Here is a 13,957-nt window from a genome sequence, read left to right on the forward strand (position 1 = left end):
GCCGTCAGGCGTCGTCGTCCTCCAGGTTGCCCTCGGTCTCCAGGAAGACCTGGCGCAGCTGTTCCAGCACCGCGGGGTCCGGCTCGGCCCACATGCCGCGGGACTCCGCCTCGAGGAGCCGTTCGGCGATGCCGTGGAGGGCCCACGGGTTGGCCTGCTGGAGGAAGGCGCGGTTCTCGGGGTCGAGGACGTACGTCTCCGTGAGCTTGTCGTACATCCAGTCCGCCACGACGCCCGTCGTCGCGTCGTAGCCGAAGAGGTAGTCGACCGTGGCGGCCAGTTCGAAGGCGCCCTTGTAGCCGTGGCGGCGCATCGCCGCGATCCAGCGGGGGTTGACGACACGGGCGCGGAAGACGCGGGACGTCTCCTCGACGAGGGTGCGGGTGCGGATCGTCTCCGGGCGGGTGGAGTCGCCGATGTACGCCTCGGGGGCCGTGCCGCGCAGGGCGCGGACCGTGGCGACCATGCCGCCGTGGTACTGGAAGTAGTCGTCGGAGTCGGCGATGTCGTGCTCGCGCGTGTCCGTGTTCTTCGCGGCGACGGTGATCCGCTTGTACGCGGTCTCCATCTCGGCGCGGGCCGGGCGGCCCTCCAGGCCGCGGCCGTAGGCGTAGCCGCCCCACACCGTGTACACCTCGGCGAGGTCGGCGTCCGTGCGCCAGTCGCGGGAGTCGATCAGCTGAAGCAGGCCGGCGCCGTAGGTGCCCGGCCGGGAGCCGAAGATCCGGGTCGTGGCACGGCGCTCGTCGCCGTGCTCGGCCAGGTCGGCCCGCGCGTGGGCCCGGATGTAGTTGGACCCGTCCGGCTCGTCGAGGGACGCGGCGAGGCGGACGGCGTCGTCCAGCAGGCCGATAGTGTGCGGGAACGCGTCGCGGAAGAAGCCGGAGATGCGCAGGGTGACGTCGATCCGGGGACGGCCGAGTTCCGTCAGCGGGACCGGCTCGAGGCCGGTGACCCGCCGGGACGCGTCGTCCCACACGGGCCGTATGCCGAGCAGCGCCAGCGCCTCGGCCACGTCGTCGCCGGCGGTGCGCATGGCGCTGGTGCCCCACAGGGACAGGCCGACGGAGGCCGGGTACTCGCCGTTGTCGGTGCGGTAGCGCTCGATCAGCGAGTCCGCGAGCGCCTGGCCGGTCTCCCACGCCAGACGCGACGGCACGGCCTTCGGGTCGACGGAGTAGAAGTTGCGGCCGGTCGGCAGCACGTTGACCAGCCCGCGCAGCGGCGACCCGGACGGCCCCGCGGGAACGAAACCGCCGGCCAGCGCGTGGACGGCGTGGTCCAGCTCGTCGGTCGTACGGGCCAGGCGCGGTACGACCTCGACGGCGGCGAAACGCAGGATCGCCTCGACGTCCTTGCCGAGGTCCGCCGGCACCGCGGCCGGGTCCCAGCCCGCGGCCTCCATCGCCTCGACGAGCGCACGGGCGGTGGCCTCCGCCTCGTCGGCGGTGGTACGCGTCGCCGCGGACTCGTCCAGCCCGAGGGCCTCGCGCAGACCGGGCAGGGACTGCGAGCCGCCCCAGATCTGGCGGGCACGGAGGATGGACAGGACCAGGTTCACCCGCTCGGGGCCGGTCGGGGCGCCGCCCAGCACATGCAGACCGTCGCGGATCTGCGCGTCCTTGACCTCGCACAGCCAGCCGTCGACATGCAGCAGGAAGTCGTCGAAGCCGTCGTCGTCCGGGCGGTCGTCCAGGCCGAGGTCGTGGTCGAGCCGCGCGGCCTGGATCAGGGTCCAGATCTGGGCGCGGATCGCGGGCAGCTTGGACGGGTCCATCGACGAGATCTGCGCGTACTCGTCCAGCAGTTGCTCCAGGCGCGCGATGTCGCCGTACGACTCGGCCCGCGCCATCGGCGGCACCAGGTGGTCGACCAGCGTCGCGTGCGCCCGGCGCTTGGCCTGCGTGCCCTCGCCGGGGTCGTTCACGAGGAACGGGTAGACGAGCGGCAGGTCGCCGAGGGCGGCGTCGGGGCCGCACGCCGCGGACAGGCCCGCGTTCTTGCCCGGCAGCCACTCCAGGTTGCCGTGCTTGCCCAGGTGGATCATCGCGTCGGCGCCGAAGCCTCCGTCGTCCGTGGACGCCGCGATCCAGCGGTAGGCAGCCAAGTAGTGGTGCGACGGCGGCAGATCGGGGTCGTGGTAGATCGCGATCGGGTTCTCGCCGAAGCCGCGCGGCGGCTGGATGAGGATCAGCAGGTTCCCGCGGCGCAGCGCGGCGAGCACGATGTCGCCCTCGGGGTTGCGGGACCGGTCGAGGAACATCTCACCGGGCGGCGGCCCCCAGTGCTCCTCCACGGAGGAGCGCAGCTCGGCGGGCAGCGCCTGGTACCAGCGCTTGTAGTCCGCCGCCGGGATGCGCACGGGGTTGCGGGCGAGCTGCTCCTCGGTCAGCCACTCCTGGTCGTGACCGCCGGCCTCGATGAGCGCGTAGATCAGCTCGTCGCCGTCGCCGGACTCGAGGCCGGGCACCGCCTCGTCACCGAAGTCGTAACCCTCCGCGCGCAGCCGGCGCAGCAGGGAGACGGCGGAGGCGGGGGTGTCCAGGCCGACCGCGTTGCCGATACGGGAGTGCTTGGTCGGGTACGCGGACAGCACCAGCGCGAGGCGCTTGTCGGCGTTGGGGATGTGGCGCAGGCGGGCGTGGCGGACGGCGATGCCGGCCACGCGGGCGGCGCGCTCCTCGTCGGCGACGTACGACGGCAGCCCGTCCTCGTCGATCTCCTTGAAGGAGAACGGGACGGTGATGAGCCGCCCGTCGAACTCGGGGACGGCGACCTGGCCGGCCGCGTCCAGCGGGGACAGGCCCTCGTCGCTCTCCTCCCACGCGGCGCGGGACCCGGTCAGGCACAGCGCCTGAAGGATCGGCACGTCGAGCGCGGCGAGGGCGCCCGCGTCCCAGGACTCGTCGTCGCCGCCCGCGGACGCGTCCGCGGGGCGGGTGCCGCCGGCCGCGAGGACCGTGGTCACCAGGGCGTCGGCGGCGGCCAGTTGCTCGAGCAGTTCCGGTTCCGGGGCCCGCAGGGAGGCCACGTACAGCGGCAGCGCGCGGCCGCCCGCGTCCTCGATCGCGCCGCACAGGACGTCCACGAAGGCGGTGTTGCCGCTCATGTGGTGGGCCCGGTAGTAGAGCACCGCGATCAGCGGGCCGCCGGTGACCTCGCGGCGCGGGGTCCGGGCGAGGCGGCCCCAGGTCGGGGCGGCGGCCGGAGGCTCGAAGCCGTGACCGGTCAGCAGCACGGTGTCCGACAGGAACCGGGCCAGCTGCTCCAGGTTGGCCGGGCCGCCGTGAGCCAGGTAGGCGTGGGCCTCCGCCGCGATGCCGATCGGGACGGTGGACGCCTCCATCAGCTGGGCGTCGGGCGCCTGTTCACCGGTGAGGACCACGACGGGCCGCTCCTGCGCGAGGAGCAGGTCGATCCCGTCCTGCCAGGCACGCAGGCCGCCGAGGAGACGTACGACGACGAGGCCCGTGCCCTCCAGCAGGGCGGGCAGATCCTCGAGCGCGAGGCGCGACGGGTTCGCGAAGCGGTACGGGACCGGGCCGGCCGCCGCCCGTGCGCTCAGCAGGTCGGTGTCGGACGTCGACAGGAGCAGGATGCTCGGGTGCGCGGGGCGTCCTTCGGACGAATGCAGCATGCGGCGTCTGGCCTTCCTCGGGGTTTCCGCGCCCCGGGCGGTGGAAGACGGCGGGAGTTCCTGGCTCACCCGGCCGCGTGCGCGTGTGCTGCGCTGCTGCCGGGCTCACAGTGGCGGGACCGCGCCGGAATCTCACCGGGCTTCCTCCCCTGACGCCGTCTTCGGCGGTGGTGGGCCGTTTGGCCCGCCGAGCAGCATAGTAGGGGCCCTCCCGTCCCCGGTAGGGCGCTCGGAGCAGGCACCTTGTGTGATGGTCGGTATGCTCGCCGCCATGCCTCCGGCCCCCTCGAACCGCCCGAACAGGGACGAAACTCTCGTAACTCCCGTCCGGGACCGCGGTGATGCCTGCCCCGGCGCGCTGCGTCTGCACACCGCGGACGACGGCGCGCTGGCGCGCGTCCGCGTCCCGGCGGGCGTCGTGAGCGCCGCCCAGGCGTACGCGCTCGCCGACGCGGCGGAGCGGCTCGGCGACGGCGCGCTGGACATCACCTCACGCGGGAACCTCCAGCTGCGGGGCCTCGGACCGGGCTGCGGCGGGGAGTTGGCGGAGCTGCTGGACACGGCCGGGCTGCTGCCCGCGCCCGGTCACGAACGCGTCCGCAACATCGTGGCGTCCCCGCTGTCGGGGCTCGACGGGCGGGGGCAGCTTGATGTCCAGCCGCTGGTACGGGAACTGGACGCGCTGCTGTGCGCGAGCGAGCGTGCGCCGGAGCTGTCGGGGCGCTTCCTGTTCGCGCTGGACGACGGCCGCGGGGACATGGCGGAGCTCGCCGCCGATGTGATGTTGCTCGCAGAACCGGGCGGCGCGGAGGTGTGCGTGACGGTCGGCGCGGCGTCGGCGCGGGTCCGCGCTGAGGACGGCCCGCGCGCGATGCTGCTCGCCGCGGAGGCGTTCCTCGACGCGGCGTCCGCGACGGGCACGAGGGCGTGGCGGGTACGGGAACTCCCGGGCGGCGGCTCGGAGTTGGCGGACGCGGCGGTGTGGCGGGGGCGCCTTTCCGGTCCGGTCGGTTCCGTGGACCCGGTCGGTCCGGGCGGCCCGGTGGGCGCGGCTGCCTCCCCCCGGGGGCCCCGCCCACCGGCCTCCGCGCCTCAATCGCCGGCGGGGATTGGAGCGGCCGGTCCCGGTTCCGTGGACCCGGTCGGCTCCGACGCCCCCGAGTGCGCGGCGGCCTCCCGGCGAGAGCCCGGCCCCCGGACCCCCGCGCCTCCGGGACCGGAAAGGTCCGGGCCCCGGCCCGGGCCCGTGACGGGCGAAGGGCGGGGCGTCGGCGGGGTGAGTGTCGGGGTGCCGTTCGGGCGTCTGTCCGTGAGTGCCTGGCGGGCGCTCGCCCGGGTCGCCCAGGCGCACGGCACCGGCGAGTTGCGCGTCACTCCGTGGCGTGGGGTCGTCGTGCCGGGCGCCGGGCCCGAGCAGTTGGACGTTCTGGCCGGCGCCGGGCTCGTCACCGGTCCCGACTCGCCCTGGCTCGGCGTCGGCGCCTGCACCGGGCGGCCCGGCTGCGCCAAGTCGCTCGCGGACGTGCGGGCCGACGCCACCGCCCACCTGGCCGCCGGCGCGGGCGGGCTGCCCGTGTACTGGTCGGGCTGCGAACGCCGCTGCGGTCACCCCCGCGGCACCTGGGTCGATGTCGTCGCGACCGGCGACGGACGCTACGACCTGGCCGTACGCGGCACCGGCACCGACGAACTCCCCGACCGTCAGGCCCTTCCAGAACTCGCCGACGCCCTCGCGGCGGCGCGCACCATCACCACCCCGACGAAGTGAGCGAGAGCACCGTGTTCGAGTACGAGAAGGACGGCGCGGAGATCTACCGCCAGTCCTTTGCCACGATCCGCGCGGAGGCGGACCTCGCCGGGCTGCCGGCCGAGGTCTCCCAGGTCGCGGTCCGCATGATCCACGCCTGCGGGATGGTCGATCTCGTCACCGACCTCGTCCACAGCCCCGATGTCGTCGTGCGCGCCCGCGAGGCACTGCGGGCCGGCGCGCCGATCCTGTGCGACGCGCAGATGGTCGCCAGCGGCGTGACCCGTAAGCGGCTGCCCGCCGACAACGACGTGGTCTGCACGCTGTCCGACCCGTCCGTGCCGGAACTGGCCGCGAAGCTCCGCACCACCCGCTCCGCCGCTGCCCTGGAGCTGTGGCGGGACCGCCTCGAGGGCTCCGTCGTCGCCGTCGGCAACGCGCCCACCGCGCTGTTCCGGCTGCTGGAGATGATCGAGGAGGGCGCGCCGCGTCCTGCGGCCGTCATCGGTGTGCCGGTCGGTTTCATCGGCGCCGCGGAGTCCAAGGAGGCGCTCGCCGCGCACCCGCTGGGCCTCGAGCACCTCGTGGTGCGCGGCCGCCGCGGTGGCAGCGCGATGGCCGCCGCCGCAGTCAACGCGATCGCGAGCGAGGCGGAGTAGTGGGCGACAACCAGAACGGCGACCAGCGGAACGGCGAGCGCCAGAACGGCGAGCGCCCGAACGGCGAGGCCCCGAGCACCGGCCGGCTGTACGGCGTCGGGCTCGGCCCCGGCGACCCGGAGCTGATGACCCTTCGCGCCGCCCGCGTCATCGCGGAGGCCGACGTGATCGCGTACCACTGCGCCCGGCACGGACGTTCCATCGCCCGGTCGATCGCGGCCCCGCATCTGCGCCCCGAGCACATCGAGGAGCGTCTGATGTACCCGATCACCGTCGAGACCACCGACCATCCCGGCGGTTACCGGGGCGCGCTCGACGACTTCTACGAGCAGGCCGCGGCCCGGCTCGCCGCGCATCTCGACGCCGGCCGCACGGTGGCCGTCCTCGCCGAGGGCGATCCGTTCTTCTACGGCTCGTACCAGCACATGCACAAGCGGCTCGCGCACCGCTATCCCACCGAGGTCATCCCCGGCGTCACCTCCATCAGCGCCGCGGCGGCCCGGCTGGGGACACCTCTGTGCGAGGCGGAGGAGGTGCTCACCGTCATCCCCGGCACGCTGCCGGAGGAGGAGCTGACCGCCCGGCTCGCGGCGACCGACTCGGCCGTCGTGATGAAACTCGGCCGGACCTTCCCCGCCGTGCGGAGCGCGATGGAATCCTCCGGCCGGCTGGCGGAGGCCCGTTACGTCGAGCGGGCCACGATGAGCGGCGAACGCACCGGTCAACTGGCCGACATCGACCCCGAGTCCGTGCCGTACTTCTCCGTGGCCGTCGTGCCGAGCCGCATCGCGAACCCGCGCCCCGCGCCAGGCAGGGGCGAGGTCGTGGTCGTCGGCACCGGGCCGGCCGGGCCGCTGTGGCTCACGCCCGAGACGAAGCGCGCCCTCGCCGACGCCGACGAACTCGTCGGCTACACCACCTACGTGGACCGGGTGCCGCGGCGGCCGGGGCAGATCCGGCACGGCTCCGACAACAAGGTCGAGTCGGAGCGCGCCGAGTTCGCGCTCGACCTGGCCCGGCGCGGGCGGCGGGTCGCCGTCGTCTCCGGCGGCGACCCGGGCGTCTTCGCCATGGCGACCGCCGTGCTGGAGGTGGCGTCCCAGGACGCGTACAAGGACGTTCCGGTACGGGTCCTCCCGGGCGTCACCGCCGCCAACGCCGCCGCGGCCAAGGCCGGTGCGCCCCTCGGCCACGACTACGCCGTGCTGTCCCTGTCCGACCGGCTCAAGCCGTGGGAGGTCATCGCGGAGCGCCTCGCCGCCGCGGCAGCCGCCGACCTGGTGCTCGCGCTGTACAACCCGGGGTCCCGCAGCCGCACCTGGCAGGTGGGCAAGGCGCGCGAGGTGCTGCTCGGGCACCGGGCGCCCGACACGCCCGTCGTGCTCGGCCGGGACATCGGCGGGCCGGAGGAGAGCGTCCGGATCGTGCGGCTCGGTGAACTCGACCCGGCGCAGGTCGACATGCGCACGATCCTGCTGATCGGGTCGTCGCAGACGCAGGTGGTCCGGCGCGGCGACGGCCACGAGATCGTGTGGACCCCGAGGCGCTATCCGGAGTAGGCCCGCAGCCAGTCGGCCGCCTCCTCGGGGCCGGCCACGACCGGGACCCCGTCGGGGACGGGCGGGCGGCGCACGATCACCACGGGCACGCCCGCCTCCCGCGCGGCCGTCAGCTTCGGTGCCGTCGCCGCTCCGCCACTGTCCTTGGTGACGAGCACGTCGATGCGGTGGCGTCGCAGGAGTTCGCGTTCGCCGTCGAGGGTGAACGGCCCCCGGTCGAGCAGCACGTCCATCCGGGGCGGGCACGGCCCCTCGGGGGCGTCGACGGACCGTACGAGGAACCACACGTCACGGATGTTCGCGAAGGAGGCAAGACCCATGCGGCCGGTCGTCAGGAACACCCGGCGGCCGAGCGCGGCGGCGCGGTCCGCGGCCTCGGCCAGGGAGCCGACCGGATGCCAGTCGTCGCCGTCGGCCGGGGCCCAGCCGGGGCGGCGCAGCGCCAGCAGGGGAACATGGGCCTCCGCGGCGGCCAGCGCCGCGTTGAAACTGATCGTTCCGGCGAAGGGATGGGTGGCGTCGATGACCGCGCCGACCTCGTGCTCGCGCAGCCACCGGGCCAGGCCCTCGGCGCCGCCGAAGCCGCCGACCCGGACCTCGCCGGGGGGCATCCTGGGAGTGGCGACCCGGCCGGCGAGGCTGCTGGTGACACGGGCCGTGCCGTCGGCGTGCAGTCTCTCGGCGAGACGCCGGCCCTCGGTCGTCCCACCGAGGATCAGTACATGCATCGGAGTCCATCCATGAGCGCGGCAACGGGCGGCGGGCGTGAGGCCCAACTCAAGCACACCGGTCTGCGGCCCGGCTGGACGACCGGGGCCTGTGCGACGGCCGCGACGACCGCCGCGTACACGGCGCTGCTGACCGGTGAGTTCCCCGACCCGGTGACGATCACGCTGCCCAAGGGGCAGACGCCGGCCTTCGCACTGGCCGCGGAGTCCCTGTCCGGCGACTGCGCCATGGCGGGGATCGTCAAGGACGCCGGTGACGACCCGGACGTCACCCACGGCGCGCTGGTGAGGGCCACGGTGCGGCTGCTGCCGGCCGGGTCCGGGGTCGTCTTCCGCGCGGGTCCCGGCGTGGGGACGGTCACCCGTCCGGGGCTGCCGCTCGACGTCGGCGAGCCCGCGATCAACCCGGTGCCGCGGCAGATGATGCGCGACCACGTGGGCGTGGTCGCCGCGCGGCACGGCGGCGGCGGGGACGTGGAGATCACCGTTTCCGTCGACCACGGCGAGGAGATCGCCCGCTCCACATGGAACCCCAGGCTCGGCATCCTGGGCGGTCTGTCGATCCTCGGCACGACCGGGATCGTGGTGCCGTACTCCTGTTCGGCGTGGATCGACTCCATCCGGCGCGGCGTGGACGTGGCCCGGGCCGCGGGCCGCACCCATGTGGCCGGATGTACGGGCTCCACCTCGGAGAAGACCGTGGTGGCGCTGTACGGGCTGCCGGAGGAGGCGCTGCTCGACATGGGCGACTTCGCGGGAGCGGTACTGAAGTACGTGCGGCGTCATCCGGTCGATCGGCTCACTCTGTGCGGCGGGTTCGCCAAGCTCTCCAAGCTCGCGGCGGGCCATCTGGACCTGCACTCGGGCCGCTCCCAGGTCGACAAGGCGTTCCTGGCGGAGCTGGCCCGGCAGGGCGGCGCGGACGAGGCCCTGGCGGCGGAGATCGCCGTGGCGAACACGGGCCTGGCGGCGCTCCAGATGTGCGCGGCGCAGGGCGTTCCGCTGGGCGACCTGGTGGCGGCGGCCGCGCGCGACCAGGCGCTCGGCGTGCTGCGGGGCGCGCCGGTGGCGGTGGACGTGGTGTGCATCGACCGCGCGGGCACGGTCGTGGGCCGCGCGTAGCCCTCGGGCAGGCGGCGCACCGGGCCACCCGGCCGGCTCGGGGCGTCGAGCGCGCCTCCGACCGGGTCGGCCGCAGGCGGCTCCAACCGGCCCCGGGCCCACGGTCAGCAGGCCGAGGGGCGAGTTCGCGGGGTCAGGAAGGCGGTACGGGGCCGGCGCGGTCGGGGCACCCGGCTCGTGCCGGGTCGTCGACCGCGCCCCCTTCCGACCGTGTGGGCCGCCGACGGCTCCAGCCCGTCAGCGGGGTTCCCCGGCCGGGACACCCCCGAGAAGGCGGTACGGTCCGGCGCGGCTCGGGTCGGGAAGTGGGCCGCTACGGCCGCCAGGCCGTGAAGGACGCGAAACGCCCCGCGCGGCGGCACGTCACGTCGCGCCCCCGCATCCGACCGGTCCACCACCCTCACCGCCTCGTTCGCGCGGCGCGCGTCCCGCCCGGGGCCCGTGTCCGGCCCGCGCCCCCGCAGGGGCGCACCGCCGCGCCGGGGTCAGCAGACGTGGCGGTCGCGCTCGGCGGAGTACAGGTGGCTGTCGCGGAAGCCGGACGCGGCCAGGACACGGCCGACCAGGATCACCGCGGTGCGGGTCACGCCCGCCTCCTTCACCTGCGCGGCGATGTCCTCCAGCGTCCCGCGCAGCACCAGCTCGTCCGGGCGGCTCGCCATCGCCACCACGGCGGCAGGGCAGTCGGCGCCGTAGTGGGGGAGGAGCTCGGAGACGATCCGGTCGACGTGGCGGGCGCCCAGATGGAGGACGAGCAGCGCCCCGCTGCGGCCGAGGGTCGCCAGGTCCTCACCGTCCGGCATGGGGGTGGCCTGCTGGGCGACGCGGGTGAGGATCACCGTCTGGCCGACGGTCGGGACCGTCAGCTCCCGCTTCAGCGCAGCGGCCGCCGCGGCGAACGCGGGGACGCCCGGCACGACCTCGTACGGCACACCCGCCGCGTCCAGGCGCCGCATCTGCTCCGCTACGGCGCTGAAGACCGACGGGTCGCCCGAGTGGAGCCGGGCCACGTCGTGGCCCTCCTCGTGGGCGCGGACCAGCTCCGCGGTGATGGCGTCCAGGTCGAGCTGCGCCGTGTCGATCAGGCGGGCGTCCGGCGGGCAGTCGGCGAGGAGTTCGCGCGGGACGAGCGAGCCGGCGTAGAGGCAGACACCGCACGACGCCAGGGTGCGCGCCCCGCGCACGGTGATCAGGTCGGCGGCGCCGGGGCCCGCACCGATGAAGTAGACGGTCATGTCGGATCTCCTGCTTTGGTGACGGACCATTGGGTGACGGGCATGGCCTGGCGCCAGCCGGTGAAGCCGCCGACGGGCACGGCGTGGGAGACGGCGAGGCGGACGAGTTCGCCGCCGTGGCGCGCGTAGCGCTCGGCCAGCAGCGCCTCCGATTCGAGGGTGACCGTGTTGGCGACCAGCCGGCCGCCCCGCGGCAGCGCGTCCCAGCAGGCGTCCAGGAGGCCGGGTGCCGTGAGCCCGCCGCCGATGAACACCGCTGCGGGGACGGGGAGTCCGGCCAGCGCGTCCGGTGCGGCGCCGGTGACGACACGCAGGGCCGGCACGCCGAGGCTGTCCGCGTTACGGGCGATGCGCGCGGCCCGGACCGGGTCGCGCTCGACGGTGACGGCCCGGCAGGAGGGGTGCGTGCGCATCCACTCGATCGCGACGGAGCCGGAACCGCCGCCGATGTCCCACAGCAGTTCGCCCGGCGCGGGGGCGAGGGCGGCGACGGTCGCGGCGCGTATGTGACGTTTGGTGAGCTGCCCGTCGTGCTCGTACGCCTCGTCCGGCAGGCCCGGCGCGGCGGACAGCCGCAACGCGCCCTCGTCGAGGCGGCATTCGAGGGCGATGACGTTCAGTGGGTCGCCGGGCGGCTCGGCCCAGTTCCCGGCGTGGCCGTCCACGCAGCGCTCGCCCGCAGCGCCGAGCTGCTCGAGCACCCGTATCCGGGTTCCGCCGAAGCCCCGGTCGCGCAGCAGCGCGGCGACCTCGGCGGGCGTGTCAGGTCCGGCGCTGAGCACCAGCAGCCGGCGGCCGTCGTGCAGCGCGGCGGACAACTGCCCGGCGGGACGGCCGACGAGGGTGACGACGGCGGTGTCCTCGACGGGCCAGCCCAGGCGGGCGCAGGCGTACGAGACGGACGAGGCGTGCGGGACGACGTGCAGCGCGTCCGGCCCCAGCTCCTCGGCCAGCGCGCGGCCGACGCCGTAGAACATGGGGTCTCCGCTGGCCAGGACGGCGAGCCTGCGGCCCCGGTGGGCGGCGAGCAGCCCGGCGACGGCGGGCCGCAGGGGACTCGGCCAGGTGACGCGCTCGGCCGCGCAGTCGGCGGGCAGCAGCTCCAACTGCCGTGCGCCGCCGATGACGACCTGCGCCTCCCGCAGCGCGTCCTGCGCCGTCCCGGGGAGTCCTGGCCAGCCGTCGGCGCCGATCCCGACGACGGTTACTGCTGGTGAGCGTGGTGCGGGGGTCACTGAGCGGTACCTCGTCGGTGGAACGGCAGGGGCGCAGCCGCACTCTACTGGCCGCGTGCGGCGGCGTCGGCGGGCCCCCGGGTTACCCGCGGTGTCACGGCGCGGGCGAAGGTCCGCCCGCTGTCGGTGGTGCGCGGCACACTGGAGGCATGTGCCGCAGCATCAAGACCCTCCGTCCGCCCGTCCTTCCCGAAGAGGCCACAGAGGAGGACATCCACGCCGCCGCCCTGCAGTACGTGCGCAAGGTCTCCGGCTTCCGCGCCCCGGCCGCGCACAACCGCGAGGTGTTCGACGAGGCCGTCGAGGAGATCGCGGAAGCGACCCGCAGACTTCTCGAGGGGCTCGAGATCCGGGGCTCCGGCGGTCATGCCGCTAAGCGGCAGGCTCAGGAGCCGGACGCCGCATGAAGTAGGCGGCGAGCGAGCCCGCGCCGAACAGCGCGAGCACGGACACCGCCGCGCCGATCCAGCTCGCGCCGAGCCACTGGCCGCCGAACCAGCCGAGCCCGACGGCGTAGCCGGCCCAGGCGATCCCGGCCAGGGCCGACCAGGGCAGGAACTCCTTCACCTTGCGGTGCGCCGCGCCCGCGCCCAGCGAGACCACGGAGCGGCCGGCCGGCGCGAAGCGGGCGATGACGACGAGCGCGCCGCCGCCGCGTCCGAGCGCCACGCCGAGACGTTCCTGCGCTCTGGTCAGGCGGCGTGAGCGGGCGATGGCCCGGTCCAGCCGGTCCCCGCCGCGCCACGCGAGCCGGTAGGCGACCAGATCACCCAGCACGGACGCGGTCGCCGCGCACAGCACCAGGACCAGCAGCGAGGGGACCTCACGCGGTACCTGGCCCGCCGCGCCGGCGACGGCCGCGGCGCCGGGAGCGGCCGTGGAACCGGCGGCCGCGGCGGTGGCGGCCGTGATCACCAGCACTCCGCTGGGCAGCACGGGCAGGAACACGTCGAGAAGGACGGACAGGGCCACGACGGCGTAGATCCATGGGCTGCCGGTCAGCGACCCAATGCTCTCGAGCACCTTGACTCTCCCCGTTCCTGGCAGGGCCACGGTGTCGCGGGGGAGCGGCAGGCGGCCAGACAGCTGTACAGCGTACGCCTGGAGTGCCGAGGACATTGACAAGGGGCGTTCCCCCGCCGGACACCGGGACGAAACCGCCCGTACGGGGCCCGTACCGACCAGGGGCCTCCATCGGGGGAACGCCTGCCGCCCGCACGGCGTTTGAGGCGGCATCGAGGCACCAGGGGGCGGGGACCAGGACGCCCGGCCCTCCCCGAAGGAAGGACCGGGCGATGCGTGCGCCTGCGGCAGGGTCAGGCGGCGGCGGTGGCCCGTTCCTCGCGCTGCTCCGCCGGGCGGGCGGCGCGGCGCGTCGCGAACAGCCGGTCCAGCGCCAGGGCGCCGGGGCCGGTGAAGACCAGCAGCAGGAACGCCCAGCAGAACATCGCCGACGCCTCACCGCCGTTCTGCAGCGGGAACAGCGACTCGGGCTGATGGACCTTGAAGTACGCGTACGCCATCGAGCCGGAGGCGATGAGGGCGGCGCTGCGGGTGCCGAGGCCGAGCAGGACCAGAGATCCGGCGACCAGCTGGATCACCGCCGCGTACCAGCCGGGCCAGGTGCCGGCCGGGACGGTGCCGCCGCCCGCCGCGCCGCCGAGGACGCCGAACAGTGAGGCGGCGCCGTGGCAGAGGAACAGCAGACCCACGACGGCACGGAACAGGCCGAGCGCGTAGGGCTGTGCCTGTTCCAGGCGTGCGGGCAGGGGGGAGGTGCTCATGTGGGGGCTCCTTCGGTTTCGGGGACAGAACCGATGAGGGGGCCCCAGGTTAGGCAGGCCTAATCATTACTTGCAAGTTCAACATTTTTTGGCAGGCTGCTTTTGGCCGAAGCTTCCCGCTCGGTGACGACCGGCGGCGGCGGGCCCCAAGGGCGTCCGGACCTGGCCTCCCTGGTGGCAGGCAGCGCCGTCCTCCGGTTTCGTGACACGGCAGGCTGAATACCGGGCGCTCGGCCGAGGGTGTCCTCGGC

Annotated in this window: 11 protein-coding genes and 1 riboswitch; of the genes, 5 read left to right on the forward strand and 6 right to left on the reverse strand. The window is 74.7% G+C overall.

Annotation, left to right across the window (positions count from 1 at the left end):
• Window positions 1-4: 4 nt before the first annotated feature.
• Window positions 5-3,637, reverse strand: coding sequence for a cobaltochelatase subunit CobN (gene cobN / locus ACWGH4_RS18385; RefSeq protein WP_453461793.1), 3,633 nt, complete (start codon window positions 3,635-3,637; stop codon window positions 5-7).
• 54 nt (window positions 3,638-3,691) lie between these two features.
• A riboswitch (cobalamin riboswitch) is annotated at window positions 3,692-3,784 on the reverse strand.
• 124 nt (window positions 3,785-3,908) lie between these two features.
• Between cobN and cobG the strand changes: the two genes are divergently transcribed.
• The 3 genes from cobG (at window position 3,909) to ACWGH4_RS18400 (ending at window position 7,602) form a co-directional block, all read left to right on the forward strand.
• Window positions 3,909-5,405 carry a precorrin-3B synthase gene (cobG, locus tag ACWGH4_RS18390; protein WP_453461796.1) on the forward strand — a complete coding sequence of 499 codons (1,497 nt, stop codon included), beginning with the start codon at window positions 3,909-3,911 and terminating at the stop codon, window positions 5,403-5,405.
• Complete coding sequence (locus ACWGH4_RS18395) at window positions 5,402-6,043, forward strand: precorrin-8X methylmutase (RefSeq protein WP_453461799.1); 642 nt, start codon at window positions 5,402-5,404, stop codon at window positions 6,041-6,043. Before cobG ends, ACWGH4_RS18395 begins: the two co-directional genes overlap by 4 nt.
• 86 nt (window positions 6,044-6,129) lie before the next feature.
• On the forward strand, window positions 6,130-7,602 hold the full coding sequence (locus ACWGH4_RS18400) for a precorrin-2 C(20)-methyltransferase (RefSeq protein WP_453461814.1): 1,473 nt from the start codon (window positions 6,130-6,132) through the stop codon (window positions 7,600-7,602).
• On the opposite strand, the gene ACWGH4_RS18405 is transcribed toward ACWGH4_RS18400, so the two are convergent.
• Window positions 7,590-8,330 carry a cobalt-precorrin-6A reductase gene (locus ACWGH4_RS18405; protein WP_453461802.1) on the reverse strand — a complete coding sequence of 247 codons (741 nt, stop codon included), beginning with the start codon at window positions 8,328-8,330 and terminating at the stop codon, window positions 7,590-7,592. The two genes, ACWGH4_RS18400 and ACWGH4_RS18405, sit on opposite strands and share 13 nt — an antisense overlap.
• Window positions 8,331-8,342: 12 nt before the next feature.
• Here ACWGH4_RS18405 and ACWGH4_RS18410 point away from each other — a divergent pair, with 12 nt between their 5' ends.
• The gene (locus tag ACWGH4_RS18410) at window positions 8,343-9,452 is read left to right on the forward strand and encodes a cobalt-precorrin-5B (C(1))-methyltransferase (protein ID WP_453461804.1); all 1,110 of its coding nucleotides are present in this window, start codon (window positions 8,343-8,345) and stop codon (window positions 9,450-9,452) included.
• Between the two features lie 485 nt (window positions 9,453-9,937).
• Here ACWGH4_RS18410 and cobM read toward each other — a convergent pair whose 3' ends face one another.
• A complete protein-coding gene (gene cobM / locus ACWGH4_RS18415; protein ID WP_364596653.1) occupies window positions 9,938-10,687 on the reverse strand; it encodes a precorrin-4 C(11)-methyltransferase in 750 nt (249 codons plus the stop codon).
• Window positions 10,684-11,922, reverse strand: a complete 1,239-nt coding sequence (gene cbiE / locus ACWGH4_RS18420; RefSeq protein WP_453461807.1) for a precorrin-6y C5,15-methyltransferase (decarboxylating) subunit CbiE — start codon at window positions 11,920-11,922, stop codon at window positions 10,684-10,686. Before cbiE ends, cobM begins: the two co-directional genes overlap by 4 nt.
• 149 nt (window positions 11,923-12,071) lie before the next feature.
• On the opposite strand from cbiE, the gene ACWGH4_RS18425 reads away from it, so the two are divergent.
• Window positions 12,072-12,329: a DUF2277 domain-containing protein gene (locus ACWGH4_RS18425; RefSeq protein ID WP_453461810.1), complete on the forward strand. Its 258-nt coding sequence runs from the start codon at window positions 12,072-12,074 to the stop codon at window positions 12,327-12,329.
• Here ACWGH4_RS18425 and ACWGH4_RS18430 read toward each other — a convergent pair.
• Together ACWGH4_RS18430 and ACWGH4_RS18435 are read right to left on the reverse strand one after the other, a co-directional pair.
• Window positions 12,295-12,945, reverse strand: a complete 651-nt coding sequence (locus ACWGH4_RS18430) for a DedA family protein (RefSeq protein ID WP_307706211.1) — start codon at window positions 12,943-12,945, stop codon at window positions 12,295-12,297. The genes ACWGH4_RS18425 and ACWGH4_RS18430 overlap by 35 nt on opposite strands.
• 293 nt (window positions 12,946-13,238) lie before the next feature.
• A complete protein-coding gene (locus tag ACWGH4_RS18435) occupies window positions 13,239-13,691 on the reverse strand; it encodes a DoxX family membrane protein (RefSeq protein WP_441263154.1) in 453 nt (150 codons plus the stop codon).
• Between the last annotated feature and the right edge of the window lie 266 nt (window positions 13,692-13,957).

It is taken from the genome of Streptomyces sp. NPDC054847 (assembly GCF_053610925.1).